This is a genomic window from Faecalibacterium duncaniae (assembly GCF_010509575.1).
GTDB classification, from domain to species: domain Bacteria; phylum Bacillota; class Clostridia; order Oscillospirales; family Ruminococcaceae; genus Faecalibacterium; species Faecalibacterium duncaniae.
In genome coordinates, this window is the sequence record NZ_CP048437.1 from 1455535 (window position 1) to 1470536 (window position 15002).

A 15002-nucleotide genomic window follows, 5' to 3' on the forward strand; every position below is an offset into this window, starting at 1 on the left:
GGAGGGAATAAAATGTATTATTCCAGCGGGAACTATGAGGCATTTGCGCGCCCGAAAAAGCCTGCGGGAGTGGATCGGAAATCGGCCTATCTCGTGGGCACCGGTCTGGCGGCGCTGACAGCTGCCTGCTACTTGGTCCGTGACGGTCAGATGAAAGGGGAACATATCCATCTCTTTGAAAAGGGATCCATCCCCGGCGGTGCCTGTGATGGCTGCCAGTACCCCGGCATCGGTTATGTGATGCGGGGCGGCCGGGAGATGGATGACCATTTTGAAGTCATGTGGGATCTGTTCCGTTCCATCCCGTCGCTTGAGACCGAGGGCGCAAGCGTGCTGGATGAGTACTACTGGCTGAACAAGGCAGACCCCAACTACTCGCTCTGCCGCGCCACGGAAAACCGGGGGCAGAACGCCCACACCGATGGGAAGTTCGGTCTTTCGGATCAGGGCTGCATGGAACTCATCAAGCTCTTTTTTACCCCGGATGAGCAGCTCTATGATAAGCGCATCACCGATGTTTTTGACGCGGAGGTGTTCTCTTCCAACTTCTGGCTTTACTGGCGCACCATGTTCGCCTTTGAGAACTGGCACAGCGCACTGGAAATGAAGCTCTATCTGAAGCGCTACATCCACCATGTGGGTGGTCTGCCTGATCTGCGGGCACTGCGCTTTACCCGGTACAACCAGTACGAGAGCATGATCCTGCCCATGATCCGCTATCTGGAAGGGTACGGTGTGCGCTTCCACTACAACACCAAGGTCACCAACATTGAGTTTGAGCTGACCGGGGGCAAAAAGCAGGCCAGGACCATCTGCCTGCTGGTGGACGATGAAGCGGAACGGGTGGATCTGACCGAGAATGATCTGGTGTTCATCACCAACGGCGGCTGCGTGGAAAGCACTTCCATCGGTTCTCAGGATCAGCCTGCAGTGTTCAACCCCACCCTCCGGCCCGGCAACGGCTGGGATCTGTGGAAGAAGATCGCCGCGCAGGATGAGGCCTTTGGCCGCCCGGAGAAGTTCTGCTCCGATCCGGAGCAGACCAACTGGATGAGCGCCACGGTCACCACGCTGGACGAACGCATCGTGCCCTACATCCAGAATATCTGCCAGCGTGACCCGTTCAGCGGCAGGACTGTCACGGGCGGCATCGTCACAGCGCGGGATTCCGGCTGGCTGCTCAGCTGGACATTCAACCGTCAGCCCCAGTTCCGGGATCAGCCCAAGGGCCAGCTTGTGGGATGGATCTACGGCCTGTTCAGCAACACGCCCGGCGACTACATCAAAAAGCCCATGCGGGATTGCACCGGCAAGGAGATCTGCATGGAGTGGCTGTATCATCTGGGGGTCCCCGAAAACCAGATCGAGGACCTGGCGGAGCACAGTGCCAATACCGTGCCCGTAATGATGCCCTATATCACAGCCTTTTTCATGCCCCGCGCGGCAGGCGACCGCCCGGCGGTGGTGCCGGAGGGCGCAGTGAACTTTGCCTTCATCGGCCAGTTTGCCGAGACGAAGCGGGATACCATCTTCACCACCGAGTATTCCATGCGCACCGGCATGGAAGCCGTGTACACCCTGCTGGATATCGACCGGGGCGTGCCGGAGGTCTGGGGCAGCACCTACGATGTCCGCGACCTGCTGAACGCCGCTGTTCAGCTGCGGGATGGCAAACCCCTGAGTGATCTGAAAATGAACTGGATCAAAAAATTTGCACTGGGCAAAGCGGTAGAAAAGGTACAGGACACCGATCTGGGCCGTCTGCTGCTGGAGTATAAGATCATCTGAGCGCCGGGAATTCAGCCCGGCAGGCAGGGAAGAGAGCCCTGTAAAATTCTATTGAATCTGGAGGAAATAAAAATGAATACCGCATTTGATTCTCTGACGCACAAAATGCAGCGTGCTGCACTGGGCAAGACTGTGGATCTCGTGCTTTCTCACGCTGAGAAGGACCCCGCCAAGACGGTTGGACAGATCGTAGATCTTTCAAAGCAGTTCTACGGCGATTCCTTCAGCGAGGATACTTACGCACACGCCAAGCAGACCCTGACCGACCCCAACAGCAAGTGGTCGAAGCTCATCAACTGTATGCTGAACCAGCTGGACCCCAACGTGGCCCGCACCACGGCCCTGAACCTGGGCTATGAGGCCTTCTTCCGCGGCACCAAGACCATCCGCGAGAATCGTGTCAAATATCAGTGCAACATTCCCTGGCTGATCCTGTTTGACCCCACCTCTGCCTGCAATATGCACTGCGTGGGCTGCTGGGCCGGTGAGTACGGCCACAAGAACAACCTGAGCTTTGACGATATGGATAAGATCGTCACCGAGGGCAAGGAGCTGGGCGTTTATCTGTACATGCTCACCGGCGGTGAGCCGCTGGTGCGCAAGGCTGATATCCTCAAGCTGGCCGAGAAGCACAACGATGTGCAGTTTGCCATCTATACCAACTCCACCCTGATCGATGAACCTTTCTGCAAGGAAGTGGTTCGTCTGGGCAATATTGCCTTTATGCTGTCCATTGAGGGCACCCCGGAGACCAACGATGCCCGCCGTGGTGAGGGCCACTATGCTGCCGTTATGCGCGCGATGGATCTGCTCAAGGAGCACGGCATCCTGTTCGGCACCTCCATCTGCTACACCCGCGACAACATCGAAGCCGTTACCAGCGATGAGTTTATGCGTTTCCTCTGCGATAAGGGCGCACACTTCGGCTTCTACTTCCACTACATGCCCGTGGGCAACGAGGCAGCGCCTGAACTGATGCCCTCTCCCGAACAGCGCAAGTACATGATCCAGCGCATCCGCTATCTGCGCAGTGAAGCCTGCGATATCCCGTTCTACCCCATGGACTTCCAGAACGACGGCGAGTTCGTGGGCGGCTGCATTGCCGGCGGCCGCAATTACTTCCACATCAACTCCGCCGGTGATGCGGAACCCTGCGTGTTCATCCACTACTCCAATGCCAACATCCATGACAGCAGCATCCTGGAGATCCTGCAGAGTCCGCTGTTCATGGCCTACCACAACGGCCAGCCCTTCAACAAAAACCATCTGCGCCCCTGCCCCATGCTGGAAAACCCCGAACTGCTGGAAAAGATGGTGCACGAGACCGGCGCCCACAGCACCGACCTCCAGAGCCCGGAAAGCGTGGATCATCTGTGCGACAAGTGCAAGAGCTACGCCGCCAACTGGCAGCCGACCGCCGACGAGATCTGGTCCCATACCAAGATCCGCGAGAGCCGTTACGAGAACTATAAGGATTGGAAGCCCAATCAGCAGTAATTGCAGGCACTCCCCCTGAAATCCCCTTTTTGGTATATCTGCCCTGAAAGCCGAAGCTCCCCCTTCCACAAGCGCCGAGACAGCGCCGGGAAGGGGGAGCTTTGCGTTTCTCGGCTGCTCTGAGAAAATCATGCGGTAGGAATACAAAAACCGGCCCCGCCTCCCATGCAGGAGACAGAGCCGGTTTTGCGATTCTATTGTGTTTGGGATCACTCGTCGTCGGGGTCACCGAAGGCATCGTGATAGAGGTTTACCATGCCGGATTCGTCGTTGCGATTCAGGCCGTGGAACACCAGCTTTTTGATGACATCATAGATGACCGCGAAGAGCGGCACGCCGATGATCATGCCCACAAAGCCCCACAGGCCGCCAAACAGCAGGATGGCGAACAGCACCCAGAAGCTGGAAAGGCCGGTGGTGTTGCCCAGGATCTTGGGTCCGATGATGTTGCCGTCCACCTGCTGCAGCACCAGAACGAACAGCACGAACCAGAGCGCTTTGATGGGGTTCTGGATCAGGATGAGCAGGGTGGCGGGGATGGCACCGATGAAGGGGCCGAAGAAGGGGATAACATTGGTCACGCCGATGATGACCGACACCAGCAGGGCGCTGGGGAACTTGAAGATCAGGCAGGCAATATAGCACAGCACGCCGATGATGGCAGAATCCAGGATCTTGCCGTTGATGAAGCCGCCGAACATCCGGTCAGCGTAACGGACTTCCTCCATGATAAGGTCGGCCCAGCGGGGCTTGACCAAACTATAAAGGATGAGCTTGCCCTGCTGCCCGAATTTCTTCCGGCTGGCCAGCAGATACACCGAAACGATGAGGCCGATAACGAAATTCTTGATCCAGGTCACCACGTTCACCACACCCACAGCGGCACCGCTGAGGATGTTCTGCATGGAGGGGAGCAGGGTGTTCTTGATCCAGGCATCCAGGTTGGCATCCAGGCTGTCGTAAGAGCTCTCGATGAAGTCCAGCAGCTTTTTGTTGTTGGCAATGAACTCCTGCTTGGAGATCCACTCCACAAAGTCGCCGATGTTGTCCCGTGCCGTGAAGTACAGGGCGGTCACACTGTTGATGAGCTGCGGCACGATCATCATGATCAGAGCGTAGATCAGCAGCAGACCGAACAGGATGGTCAGAGCAACGGCCAGCATGTTGGCAAAGCGGTGCATCCTTTCCGGGAACAGCTTGTGGAGAAATGCTTCAATCCAGTTGCACACCGGCTTGAGCAGATAGGCAATGACACTGCCGTAGATAAAGGGCATCAGGATGCCGGTCAGGGTTGAAACGGCGTTGCCGAAGCCCTGAAAGCGGTAGATCAGGAAAAAGAAGAGGATGCTCAGGCTGATCGCGCCAAAGCCTGCGAACATTCCGTAGAGATAGGGTTTGATATGCGGTTTTTTGTCCATCATGTCATAGAAACTCCATTCCTGCCGCAGACAGCAGGATTCCCTGCGGCAATGTCAGCGCTTGTTGCTCCTGCGCCAGATGTGCAGTTTTTCGGCTTCGGCGATCAGCTCGTCCCGGAAATCGGGGTGTGCCACGCTGATCAGTGCTTCTGCCTTTTCCCAGCTGGTCAGTCCCTTCAGGTTCACACAGCCGTACTCGGTGCACAGGTAGTGCACGTTTGCGCGGGTGTCGGTGACGATGCTGCCGTTTTCCAGGGTGGGACGGATGCGGCTCTCCAGCTTGCCGGTCTTTTTATTCATAAAGGTAGAGGACAGGCAGATGAAGCTCTTGCCGCCGTTGGAAAGGTATGCGCCCAGAACAAAGTCCAGCTGACCACCTGCACCGGAAATGTGCTTGATGCCTGCGCTCTCCGCGTTCACCTGACCGAACAGGTCAATGTCCACCGCATTGTTGATGGAGATGAAGTTGTCGATGGCGGAGATGCTGCGGATGTCGTTGGTGTACTCCACGGGAGCGGCCATGCACTCCGGGTTGTCGTTCAGGTAATCATACATCTTCTGGGTGCCGGCACCAAAGGCATAGACCTGACGGCCCTTGTCCAGATTCTTGTGGCGGCCGGTGATCTTGCCTGCCTTTGCAATATCCACAAAGGCATCCACATACATCTCGGTGTGCACGCCCAGATCCTTCAGGTCGCTCTGCGCGATCAGGTTGCCGATGGCGTTGGGCATACCGCCGATGCCCAGCTGCAGGCAGGCACCGTCGGGGATCTGCGGGACGATGAGGTTTGCCACCTTCAGATCGACCTCGGTGGCGGCACCGGCAGCGGCCATCTGGCCGATGGGCGGGTTGCTGCCCTCCACAACACCGGCAACCTGGGAGATGTGCACCCAGTTCTCGGTGCCGCCCAGGCATTTGGGCATGTTCCGATTGACCTCAACGATGATCTTTTTGGCCTTATCGCAGACGGCACCCAGGTGGGAAGCACAGGGGCCAAAGTTAAAATAGCCGTGCTCGTCCATGGGGGTCACCTGGAACACCGCCACATCCACGGGGTCAGAGCTGTCGCGATAGTAGCGGGGCAGTTCAGAGTAGCGGATGGGGGAGTAGAAGGAGAAGCCCTGGGCAATGGCCTTGCGCTCAATGCCGCCCATGTGCCAGCTGTTCCAGGTCATGTGGGCAGCGGGATCCTCGATCTGGAAGATGGCGGGCACCCACATCAGGATGCCGCCGCGGAAGTTGACATCCTCCAGCTCGGGCAGACGCTTTGCAATGGCAGCGTCCACTGCAACGGGGGTGTTCACAGCCCAGCCGTAATCCACCCAGTCGCCGCTTTTGACCAACGCGGCAGCCTGGTCAGCTGTCATTTTCTTCTGCGCATACAATTCCGTAAAATCCATTATAAACCATCCTCTCTTACAATAACATAAAGGAATTGTAAATTCCAACTTAGTTATATCATTAACAAACGGGAGAATCAATACTTTCCTAGCAAAAAACAGGGCTGGATGCAATATAACTAAAAATCTTAGCTTTTTGTAGAGATTCTTTGGTGCACAAAAAATAATTTTTATACAAAAAATACTTGATAAAATTTTGACGATGTGCTTTACTTATAGCGTAGCAGGATGCAGCGTGGCACTGCGGGTGGGATTGTTTAAAAATTAACGATATACCGTAGCAGAAGAAAAGAACATCTTGCACAGCAAACTGGAAAGTGCTATCATGTCAGAACCAATGCGCTTTTCAAAGGCGCGCAAGGAGGACAAAACCGATGGCAACTGCAGTTTACCCCGGGTCGTTCGATCCGGTCACACGAGGTCATCTCGATATCATCAAGCGCGCGGCAAAGATCAATGATCACCTGATCGTGGCCGTGCTCATCAACAGTGCAAAGCACCCGTTGTTCACCGTGGAGGAGCGGGTGGCCCTGCTGCAGGAATGCTGCAAGGGTATCCCCAATGTCACGGTGGAGAGCTTCGACGGCCTGACCGTGGAGTTCGCCAAGAAGCGCCACGCTTCGGTCATGGTGCGGGGCCTGCGGGCGGTAACGGATTTTGAAAACGAGATCCAGCTGGCGCAGACCAATCATGCGCTGATGCCCGGCATCGAGACCATGTTCCTTGCAACCAGCATCAAGTGGAGCTATCTTTCCTCTACCATTGTAAAGGAAGCCGCCCGCTACGGCAGCAGCATCTCCAAGTTCGTTACTCCGAATGTGGAAGCCGCCGTGGAGCAGAAGATGGCCGAGCTGCGCAGCAGGGGAGAGAACGTCTGACCCCCATTCCTTATGCAAGAAACGCTTCGGCGTTTTGATAAAACAGTCTTTCTTAAATCACAACATACACAATCAGGAGGCTATTCACATGAAAAAGATCGTTATCGCATCTGCATGCCGTACCGCCATTGGTAAGTTCGGTGGCACCCTTGCCAACGTCCCCGCTGCTGAGCTGGGCTCCATCGTCATCAAGGAGGCTCTGAACCGCGCAAACGTCAAGCCTGAGCAGGTCGATCATGTTTACATGGGCTGTGTGATCCAGGCTGGTCTGGGCCAGAACGTTGCCCGTCAGGCTTCCCTGAAGGCTGGCCTGCCCATCGAGACCCCCGCTGTCACCGTCAACGTGGTCTGCGGTTCCGGTCTGAACTGCGTGAACATGGCTGCTCAGATGATCGAGGCAGGCGATGCTGATATCGTGGTCGCAGGCGGCATGGAGAACATGGACATGGCTCCCTTTGCAATGATGAAGGGCCGTTACGGCTACCGCATGGGCGCTCCCATGGGCAAGAGCGAGCTGGTCGATACCATGGTCAACGATGCTCTGTGGGATGCCACCGGCTTCAACAAGCATATGGGCATGACCGCTGAGAACGTCTGCACCAACGAGACCTTCCAGAAGAAGTACGGCTACAGCCCCATCACCCGCGAGATGCTGGATGAGTTCTCCTACAACAGCCAGGTCAAGGCCGACAAGGCCATCAAGGACGGCGCTTTCAAGGACGAGATCGTTCCTGTTGTCATCAAGGGCAAGAAGGGCGACACCGTGTTCGATACCGATGAAGGCCCCCGTCTGACCCCGGTTGAGAAGCTGGCAACCCTGAAGCCCGCTTTCACCAAGGACGGCATCGTGACCGCAGGCAACTCTTCCGCCATCAACGACGGCGCTGCTGCTCTGGTCATTATGAGCGAAGAAAAGGCCAAGGAGCTGGGCGTTGAGCCTCTGGCAACCTGGGTCGCTGGCGCTCTGGCTGGTGTTGAGCCTGAGGTCATGGGTCTGGGCCCCATCGCTGCCACCAAGAAGGTCATGGCTAAGACCGGCCTGACCGTTGCCGATATGGACCTGATCGAGGCAAACGAGGCATTTGCTGCGCAGTCTGTGGCTGTCAGCCAGGCTCTGAACTTCGATATGAGCAAGGTGAACGTCAACGGCGGCGCCATCGCTCTGGGCCACCCGGTCGGCGCTTCCGGCGCTCGTATCCTGGTCACTCTGCTGTACGCTATGAAGCACCGTGGTGCTCACAAGGGCCTGGCTACCCTGTGCATCGGCGGCGGCATGGGCTGCGCTACCATCGTTGAGATGTAAGCTCCCCCTTTGGAATTGAATTGAACGACAGCCCGCGCCCCGGCTCAGACCGGAGACTCTGCCGGGGCGCGGGAGCTGTTTTGAAACACTGAGAATCTGAATTGGAGGTTTTCACAATGGCTTTTGTAAAAACCGAGGTGCAGGGCGCTGTCGAGATCATCACCATCGACCGTCCCAAGGCACTGAATGCCCTGAACCCCGAGGTTCTGGCAGACCTGAAGGCAGCTTTTGAGGCTGTCGATCAGGAGACCATCCGTTGCATCGTCCTGACCGGCGAAGGCGACAAGAGCTTCGTTGCAGGCGCTGATATCGGCTCCATGAGCACCATGACCAAGGCAGAGGGCGAGGCCTTCGGCAAGCTGGGCAATGACGTGTTCCTGATGATCGAGAGCTTCCCCATCCCCGTCATTGCAGCCGTCAACGGCTTTGCACTGGGCGGCGGCAATGAGCTGGCCATGAGTTGCGACATCCGCATCTGCTCTGACAACGCCGTGTTTGGTCAGCCCGAAGTTGGTCTGGGCATCACCCCGGGCTTCGGCGGCACCCAGCGTCTGGCACGTCTGGTCGGCATGGGCATGGCAAAGCAGCTGGTCTACTCTGCCCTGAACATCAAGGCAGACGAGGCTTACCGCATTGGTCTGGTCAACGCCGTGTATCCGCAGGCTGAACTGATGGAGAACGTGCTGAAGCTGGCCGGCAAGATCGCCAAGAACGCTCCCATTGCAGTGCGCAACTGCAAGAAGGCCATCAACAATGGCATCAGCCTGCCCATTGAGAAGGCTGTGGAAGTTGAGGAGAAGCTGTTCGGCGCTTGCTTCGAGACCCACGATCAGCAGGAGGGCATGGCCTGCTTCCTGAGCCGTGAGAAACCGAAGCCCAAGGCAGTGTTCACCAACAACTAATCCATTACATAATTTTTGATATTAAAGGAGAGATTTCCTATGAAGATCGGTGTTATCGGCGCTGGTACTATGGGCCAGGGCATCGCAAAGGCATTTGCACAGGTTGAGGGCAACACCGTTGCTCTGTGCGACATCAAGCAGGAGTGGGCTGAGAACGGCCTGGCAAAGATCAAGAAGGGCTACGAGAAGCTGGTTGCTAAGGGCAAGATTCCCCAGGAAAAGGCTGACGCGATCGTTGCAGCCATCACTCCGGGCCTGAAGGAAAATCTGTGCGCAGACTGCGACCTGATCGTTGAGGCTGCTTTTGAGGATATGAAGGTCAAGCAGACCACTTTCGGCGAGCTGGATAAGATCTGCAAGCCCGAGTGCATCTTCGCTTCCAACACCTCCTCTCTGTCCATCACCGAGATCGGCAAGGGCCTGAGCCGTCCTCTGGTCGGTATGCACTTCTTCAACCCCGCTGACCGCATGAAGCTGATCGAGGTCATCGCCGGCTGCAACACCCCCGCAGAGACTGTTGAGAAGATCAAGGAGATCTCCGTTGCCATCGGCAAGAACCCTGTTCAGGTCAACGAGGCTGCAGGCTTTGTGGTCAACCGCATCCTGATCCCCATGATCAATGAGGCTGCCTTCATCAAGATGGAGGGCGTTTCCGATATCGCAGGCATCGACACCGCTATGAAGCTGGGTGCCAACCACCCCATGGGACCCCTGGAGCTGGGCGACTTCATCGGCCTGGATATCTGCCTGGCCATCATGGATGTCCTGTACCATGAGACCGGCGACAGCAAGTATCGCGCCTGCCCGCTGATCCGCAAGATGGTCCGCGGCGGCAACCTGGGTTGCAAGACCGGCAAGGGCTTCTACGTTTACAACGCAGACCGCACCAAGACCCCTGTTGACCAGCTGTAATTTCTGATAAACATTTCTCCCGGCCGTGGGGAAAGCGGTCGGGAGGAATTTGTTTGCAACCGGGAAGGGGAGAACCCCGGCCCCGGGAGATAAAAAACACCCGTTAGGAGGATATAGCGATGGATTTTACTCTGTCCAAGCAGCAGCAGATGGTGCAGAAGATGTACCGCGAGTTTGCTGAAAACGAAGTCAAGCCCCTGGCTAAGAAGGTTGATGCAGAAGAGTACTTCCCCAAAGAGACCGTCGAGAAGATGGGCAAGCTGGGCATGATGGGCATTTACTTCCCCACCTCTGTCGGCGGTGCAGGCGGCGATGTGCTGTCCTACGTCATGGCAGTGGAGGAGCTGAGCAAGGTCTGTGGCACCACCGGTGTCATCGTCTCCGCTCACACCAGCCTGTGTGCTGCTCCTATTTATGAGAACGGCACCCCCGAGCAGAAGGCAAAGTACCTGCCCAAGCTGTGCAGCGGCGAGTGGCTGGGCGCTTTCGGCCTGACCGAGCCGGGCGCTGGTACCGATGCACAGGGTCAGCAGACTATTGCCAAGGAAGAGGATGACTGCTGGGTTCTGAATGGCTCCAAGATCTTCATCACCAACGCCGGTTTTGCTGATGTCTTTATCGTCATCGCTGTCACCGACCGCGTTCTGGATAAGAAGGGCCGTCCCACCAAGCTGTGCTCTGCCTTCATCGTTGAGCGCACCGATCCGGGCTTCTCCGTCGGCAAGGCTGAGGATAAGATGGGTATCCGTGGTTCTTCCACCTGCGAGCTGATCTTCGAGGATTGCCGTATCCCGAAGGATCGTATGCTGGGCGTGCGCGGCAAGGGCTTCCAGCTGGCCATGGCTACCCTGGACGGCGGCCGTATCGGCATCGCTTCTCAGGCTCTGGGCATTGCCGAGGGCGCTCTGGAGGAGACCGTTGCCTACGTCAAGGAGCGCAAGCAGTTTGGCCGCAGCATCTCCGCATTCCAGAACACCCAGTTCGAGCTGGCTGAGATGAAGGCCCGCGTTGAGGCTGCCAAGTATCTGGTCTACGCTGCCGCTCTGAAGAAGCAGCAGGCCATGGATGGCGCAAAGGTCCGTTACAGCGTGGAGGCTGCTCAGGCTAAGCTGATCGCAGCCCGCACCGCAAGCGATGTGACCCGCCGTTGCCTGCAGCTGTTCGGCGGTTACGGCTACACTCGTGACTACCCCATCGAGCGCATGATGCGTGATGCCAAGATCACTGAGATCTACGAGGGCACCAGCGAAGTGCAGATGATGGTCATTTCCGGCGCTCTGCTGAAGTAAGGGAGGTAAGATTTACAATGAAAGCAATTGTTTGTGTAAAGCAGGTTCCTGATACCTCCGGCAAAGTCGCCGTCAAGGCAGACGGTACTCTGGATCGTGCCTCTATGGCCACCATCACCAACCCCGATGACCTGAACGCTCTGGAGGCAGCTCTGAAGCTCAAGGACGCTACCGGCTGCGAAGTCGTTGTCATCACCATGGGTCCTCCTCCGGCCGAGGGAATGCTGCGTGAGCTGCTGGCCCGCGGCGCGGACAAGGCTGTTCTGGTCTCCGGTCGTGAGTTCGGCGGTTCCGATACCTTTGCAACCAGCCAGATCCTGGCTGCTGCTGTCAATAAGATCGGCGTTGGCCCCGAGGACGTTGTGTTCTGCGGCCGTCAGGCAATCGATGGCGATACCGCACAGGTCGGCCCCCAGATCGCTGAAAAGCTGCATCTGCCCCAGGTCACCTATGTGGCTGACATCCAGAAGGATGGCAACACCCTGACCGTGAAGCGTATGCTGGAAGACGGCTACATGATGGTCAAGGTGCAGACTCCCTGCCTGCTGACCTGCATCAAGGAGCTGAACCAGCCCCGTTACATGAGCGTCAATGGCATCTTTACCTGCTACGACAAGCCCATGGAAGTGTTCGATTACAACGCTCTGAAGGATGATCCGCTGATCGAGGTCGATACCATCGGTCTGAAGGGTTCTCCGACGAACGTCTTTAAGTCCTTCACTCCTCCGCAGAAGGGCGCAGGCACCATGCTGACTGGCGACGACACCGCCGCACAGCTGGCAGGTATCCTGGCCAAGAAGCACCTGATCTGATGAAAGGAGCATAGGATTACAATGGCTGATTTTAACGAGTACAAGGGCGTTTGGGTCTTTTGTGAGCAGCGCCAGGGCAAACTGATGCCCACCGATTTCGAGCTGGTCAGCGAGGCCCGCAAGCTGGCCGATGAGCTGAACTGCGAAGTCACCGGCCTGCTGCTGGGCGATAACGTGGACGGCATTGCCAAGGAGCTGGGTGGCTATGGCGCTGATAAGGTCATGGTCTGCGACAGCCCCCTGCTGAAGGATTACACCACGGACGCATACGCCAAGGTCGTCTGCGACATGGTCAACGAGTACAAGCCCGAGGTCCTGCTGATCGGTGCCACCAACATTGGCCGCGATCTGGGCCCCCGCTGCGCAGCCCGCCTGCACACCGGCCTGACCGCTGATGCTACCCATCTGGATATCGACACTGCAAAGTACATCGACTTCCTGAAGGAGAGCTCCACCATTGACCTGTCCAAGCAGAAGTTCGATATGGAAGACCGCAACCTGAAGATGACCCGTCCCGCATTCGGCGGCCATCTGATGGCTACCATCATCTGCCCCCGCTTCCGTCCTCAGATGTCCACCGTGCGCCCCGGCGTTATGAAGAAGGCTCCCTTCGATCAGGCCAAGGCAGATGCCTGCCAGATCGTGAAGCCCGCTTTCGAGCTGTCCGCTGCCGACATCAAGACCGAGGTCCTGAGCGTCGAGAAGGCTGCTGAGAAGCTGGTCGATCTGATCGGTGCCGATGTCATCGTCTCCGTTGGCCGCGGCATCAGCAAGGATGTCAACAAGGGCATCGAGCTGGCTGAGCAGCTGGCTGCTGCACTGGGCGGCGGCGTTGTGGGTGCTTCCCGTGCCGTTACCGATGCAGGCTGGATGACCGCTGACCATCAGGTCGGTCAGACCGGTAAGACGGTCCACCCCAAGATCTATGTTGCTCTGGGCATTTCCGGTGCCATCCAGCACACCGCTGGTATGCAGGATTCCGAGTGCATCATCGCTGTCAACAAGAACGAGAGCGCACCCATCTTCGGTGTTGCTGACTACGGCATCGTGGGCGATCTGTTCAAGGTCGTTCCCGAGCTGATCAAGCAGATCGAGGCTGCCAAGGCTGCTGAATAAGCACCTGATTTTCCCTGAACCCTGATTGTGATAAGGCCGCCGCGCAGTGGAAACGCTGTGCGGCGGCTTTTTGCATCCCCGGAAAATCGCTTCGTTCTATCCTGCCTGTTCCCGGAATAAAATGACACCAAGAGCGGACAGGAAAGGAGCGCGTACCATGGAGTTGAAGATCTTTCGGGATGCCCTGCCGGCGGCGGGGACAAACTGTACCCTCAAGGCAGAGCTGCCGCTGGAAACAGAGATCCTGATCTCTGATTATCTGCCACCGGTGTTCAAGCTGGTCAAGTGCTTTGTCAGGCCGGTGGTGCTGCAAAAGCGGCTGCAGCCCGGCAAGCTGCAATTGGAGGGATATCTGCGCTGTGTGGTCTATTATCAGGGCGAGGACGGGGCGGGTCTGTGCCAGACCGAGCAGAAGCTCCCCTTTACCAAGCTGCTGGATCTGCCGGAGTTCGTCTTCACGGCATGGGCCGTACAGGTGGAAGGCCAGACCGAATATCTGAACTGCCGCACCGTCAACCCACGCCGCATCGAGGTGCGGGGGGCGTATGGGCTGGTGGTATCGGTGCATACGCAGGTCAAAACCGATGTCATCACGGCCCTTTCGGATGGCGGGGTAGAGCAGAAACTGGTCACCCTTTCCGGGGTGCGGCGCGCCGCTGTGCTGGAAAAGCTGGTCACGGTCGAGGGCGAGATCCGCTTTCCCACGCCGCCCGCCGCCGTTTTGGATCTCAGCGGAAATGCCTCTGTCGGAGACCTCAAGCTCCTGAACGGGAAAGCCGTTGCCAAGGGCGTGCTGGTCGTTTCCTGTGCCTGGCGTGCCGAGGGCGATCCGGCACTGCAAGGCCAGAGCGTGAACCTGAACTTCAATCAGGTGCTGGATGTGGACGGCCTGAGCGAGGACTGCCGCTGCCTCTGCGTGGCCGAGCCGGTGGGCTTTACGCTCACGGAGGGAGAAGGGGAGGAACCCAGCCGCCTGACTGCCAACCTGATGCTGCGCCTGCGGGCATGGAGGCCCTACCAGCTGCAGTGCGTGGCGGATGCCTTCTCCACGAAATTCGAGACAGAACAGACCCCGCAGACGGTACAGACGGAATCGCTGGCCTGCACCCTGGATAAGACCGTGACCCTGACCGGCTCCGGCCCTCTGCCGGACGCTGGAGCTAAAATTCTGGCCTGCTTTGCCTCCTTTGGCCCGGCCCTGCTGGCATACAGGGAAAATAACTGGGATCTGACCAGCCGGGTGACTGTGACTTCCTTTGGGGAGAACAGCCTTTCGGAGCTGGAAAGCTACGAAAAGGTGTTGGAGCTTGCCCTGCCGCTGGAGCGGGAGCTGCCCTCGGACGCGGAGCTGATCCCGGAGTGCTGGCTCCGTGCCGAGGATCTGCGCTGTGTCTGCGCAAACGGCACACTGGAGGTCACCCTTTCCGTCAAGGCAGAAGGGGCCATCCTACAGCGGAGCGGAAACACCTGTGTGGGCTCCATCGCGCTGGGGGAGCCGCTGACCCCGGCAGACCCGGAGATCAGCCTGCGCATCTATTATGCACAGGCGGGGGAGGAGCTGTTTGCCATCGCCAGACGATTCCATGTCTCCCCGGCCCAGATGCTTGCTGCCAACGACCTTGCAGAGGGAATTACTGCCATCGACGCGCCTCAAAGGCTTCTGGTGCCGGGAGCAGGGGGCTGATC

12 protein-coding genes are annotated in these 15002 nt (G+C 57.7%); 10 read left to right on the forward strand and 2 right to left on the reverse strand.

Going from position 1 to position 15002, the window contains the following annotated elements; translation table 11 throughout:
• Positions 1-12 precede the first annotated feature (12 nt).
• Both GXM22_RS07030 and GXM22_RS07035 read left to right on the forward strand, forming a co-directional pair.
• Positions 13-1788 carry an oleate hydratase gene (locus GXM22_RS07030; protein ID WP_035394050.1) on the forward strand — a complete coding sequence of 592 codons (1776 nt, stop codon included), beginning with the start codon at positions 13-15 and terminating at the stop codon, positions 1786-1788.
• 72 nt (positions 1789-1860) lie between these two features.
• Positions 1861-3285 carry a radical SAM/SPASM domain-containing protein gene (locus GXM22_RS07035; protein ID WP_035394052.1) on the forward strand — a complete coding sequence of 475 codons (1425 nt, stop codon included), beginning with the start codon at positions 1861-1863 and terminating at the stop codon, positions 3283-3285.
• Positions 3286-3494: 209 nt separating this feature from the next.
• Here GXM22_RS07035 and GXM22_RS07040 read toward each other — a convergent pair whose 3' ends face one another.
• Together GXM22_RS07040 and GXM22_RS07045 are read right to left on the reverse strand one after the other, a co-directional pair.
• On the reverse strand, positions 3495-4706 hold the full coding sequence (locus tag GXM22_RS07040; RefSeq protein ID WP_005932735.1) for an AI-2E family transporter: 1212 nt from the start codon (positions 4704-4706) through the stop codon (positions 3495-3497).
• A 51-nt stretch (positions 4707-4757) separates the two neighbouring features.
• Positions 4758-6104 carry a butyryl-CoA:acetate CoA-transferase gene (locus tag GXM22_RS07045; RefSeq protein WP_005932736.1) on the reverse strand — a complete coding sequence of 449 codons (1347 nt, stop codon included), beginning with the start codon at positions 6102-6104 and terminating at the stop codon, positions 4758-4760.
• 374 nt (positions 6105-6478) lie between these two features.
• Here GXM22_RS07045 and coaD point away from each other — a divergent pair, with 374 nt between their 5' ends.
• The 8 genes from coaD (at position 6479) to GXM22_RS07085 (ending at position 15000) form a co-directional block, all read left to right on the forward strand.
• Positions 6479-6982: a pantetheine-phosphate adenylyltransferase gene (gene coaD / locus GXM22_RS07050; protein WP_005932740.1), complete on the forward strand. Its 504-nt coding sequence runs from the start codon at positions 6479-6481 to the stop codon at positions 6980-6982.
• 88 nt (positions 6983-7070) lie between these two features.
• Positions 7071-8285 (forward strand): acetyl-CoA C-acetyltransferase, encoded by a 1215-nt coding sequence (locus tag GXM22_RS07055; RefSeq protein ID WP_005932742.1) that lies wholly within the window; start codon positions 7071-7073, stop codon positions 8283-8285.
• A 116-nt stretch (positions 8286-8401) separates the two neighbouring features.
• Complete coding sequence (locus GXM22_RS07060; RefSeq protein WP_005932744.1) at positions 8402-9187, forward strand: enoyl-CoA hydratase-related protein; 786 nt, start codon at positions 8402-8404, stop codon at positions 9185-9187.
• 39 nt (positions 9188-9226) lie between these two features.
• Positions 9227-10099 (forward strand): 3-hydroxyacyl-CoA dehydrogenase family protein, encoded by an 873-nt coding sequence (locus tag GXM22_RS07065; protein WP_005932746.1) that lies wholly within the window; start codon positions 9227-9229, stop codon positions 10097-10099.
• Positions 10100-10218: 119 nt separating this feature from the next.
• Entirely contained in the window at positions 10219-11388 is a 1170-nt protein-coding gene (locus tag GXM22_RS07070; protein WP_005932748.1) for an acyl-CoA dehydrogenase, read from the forward strand.
• A gap of 17 nt (positions 11389-11405) precedes the next feature.
• Entirely contained in the window at positions 11406-12200 is a 795-nt protein-coding gene (gene acrB, locus GXM22_RS07075) for an acryloyl-CoA reductase electron transfer subunit gamma (RefSeq protein ID WP_005932750.1), read from the forward strand.
• Between the two features lie 21 nt (positions 12201-12221).
• Positions 12222-13316 carry an acryloyl-CoA reductase electron transfer subunit beta gene (acrA, locus tag GXM22_RS07080; RefSeq protein ID WP_005932752.1) on the forward strand — a complete coding sequence of 365 codons (1095 nt, stop codon included), beginning with the start codon at positions 12222-12224 and terminating at the stop codon, positions 13314-13316.
• Between the two features lie 157 nt (positions 13317-13473).
• Positions 13474-15000 (forward strand): DUF3794 and LysM peptidoglycan-binding domain-containing protein, encoded by a 1527-nt coding sequence (locus GXM22_RS07085; RefSeq protein ID WP_099357194.1) that lies wholly within the window; start codon positions 13474-13476, stop codon positions 14998-15000.
• Positions 15001-15002: the final 2 nt, after the last annotated feature.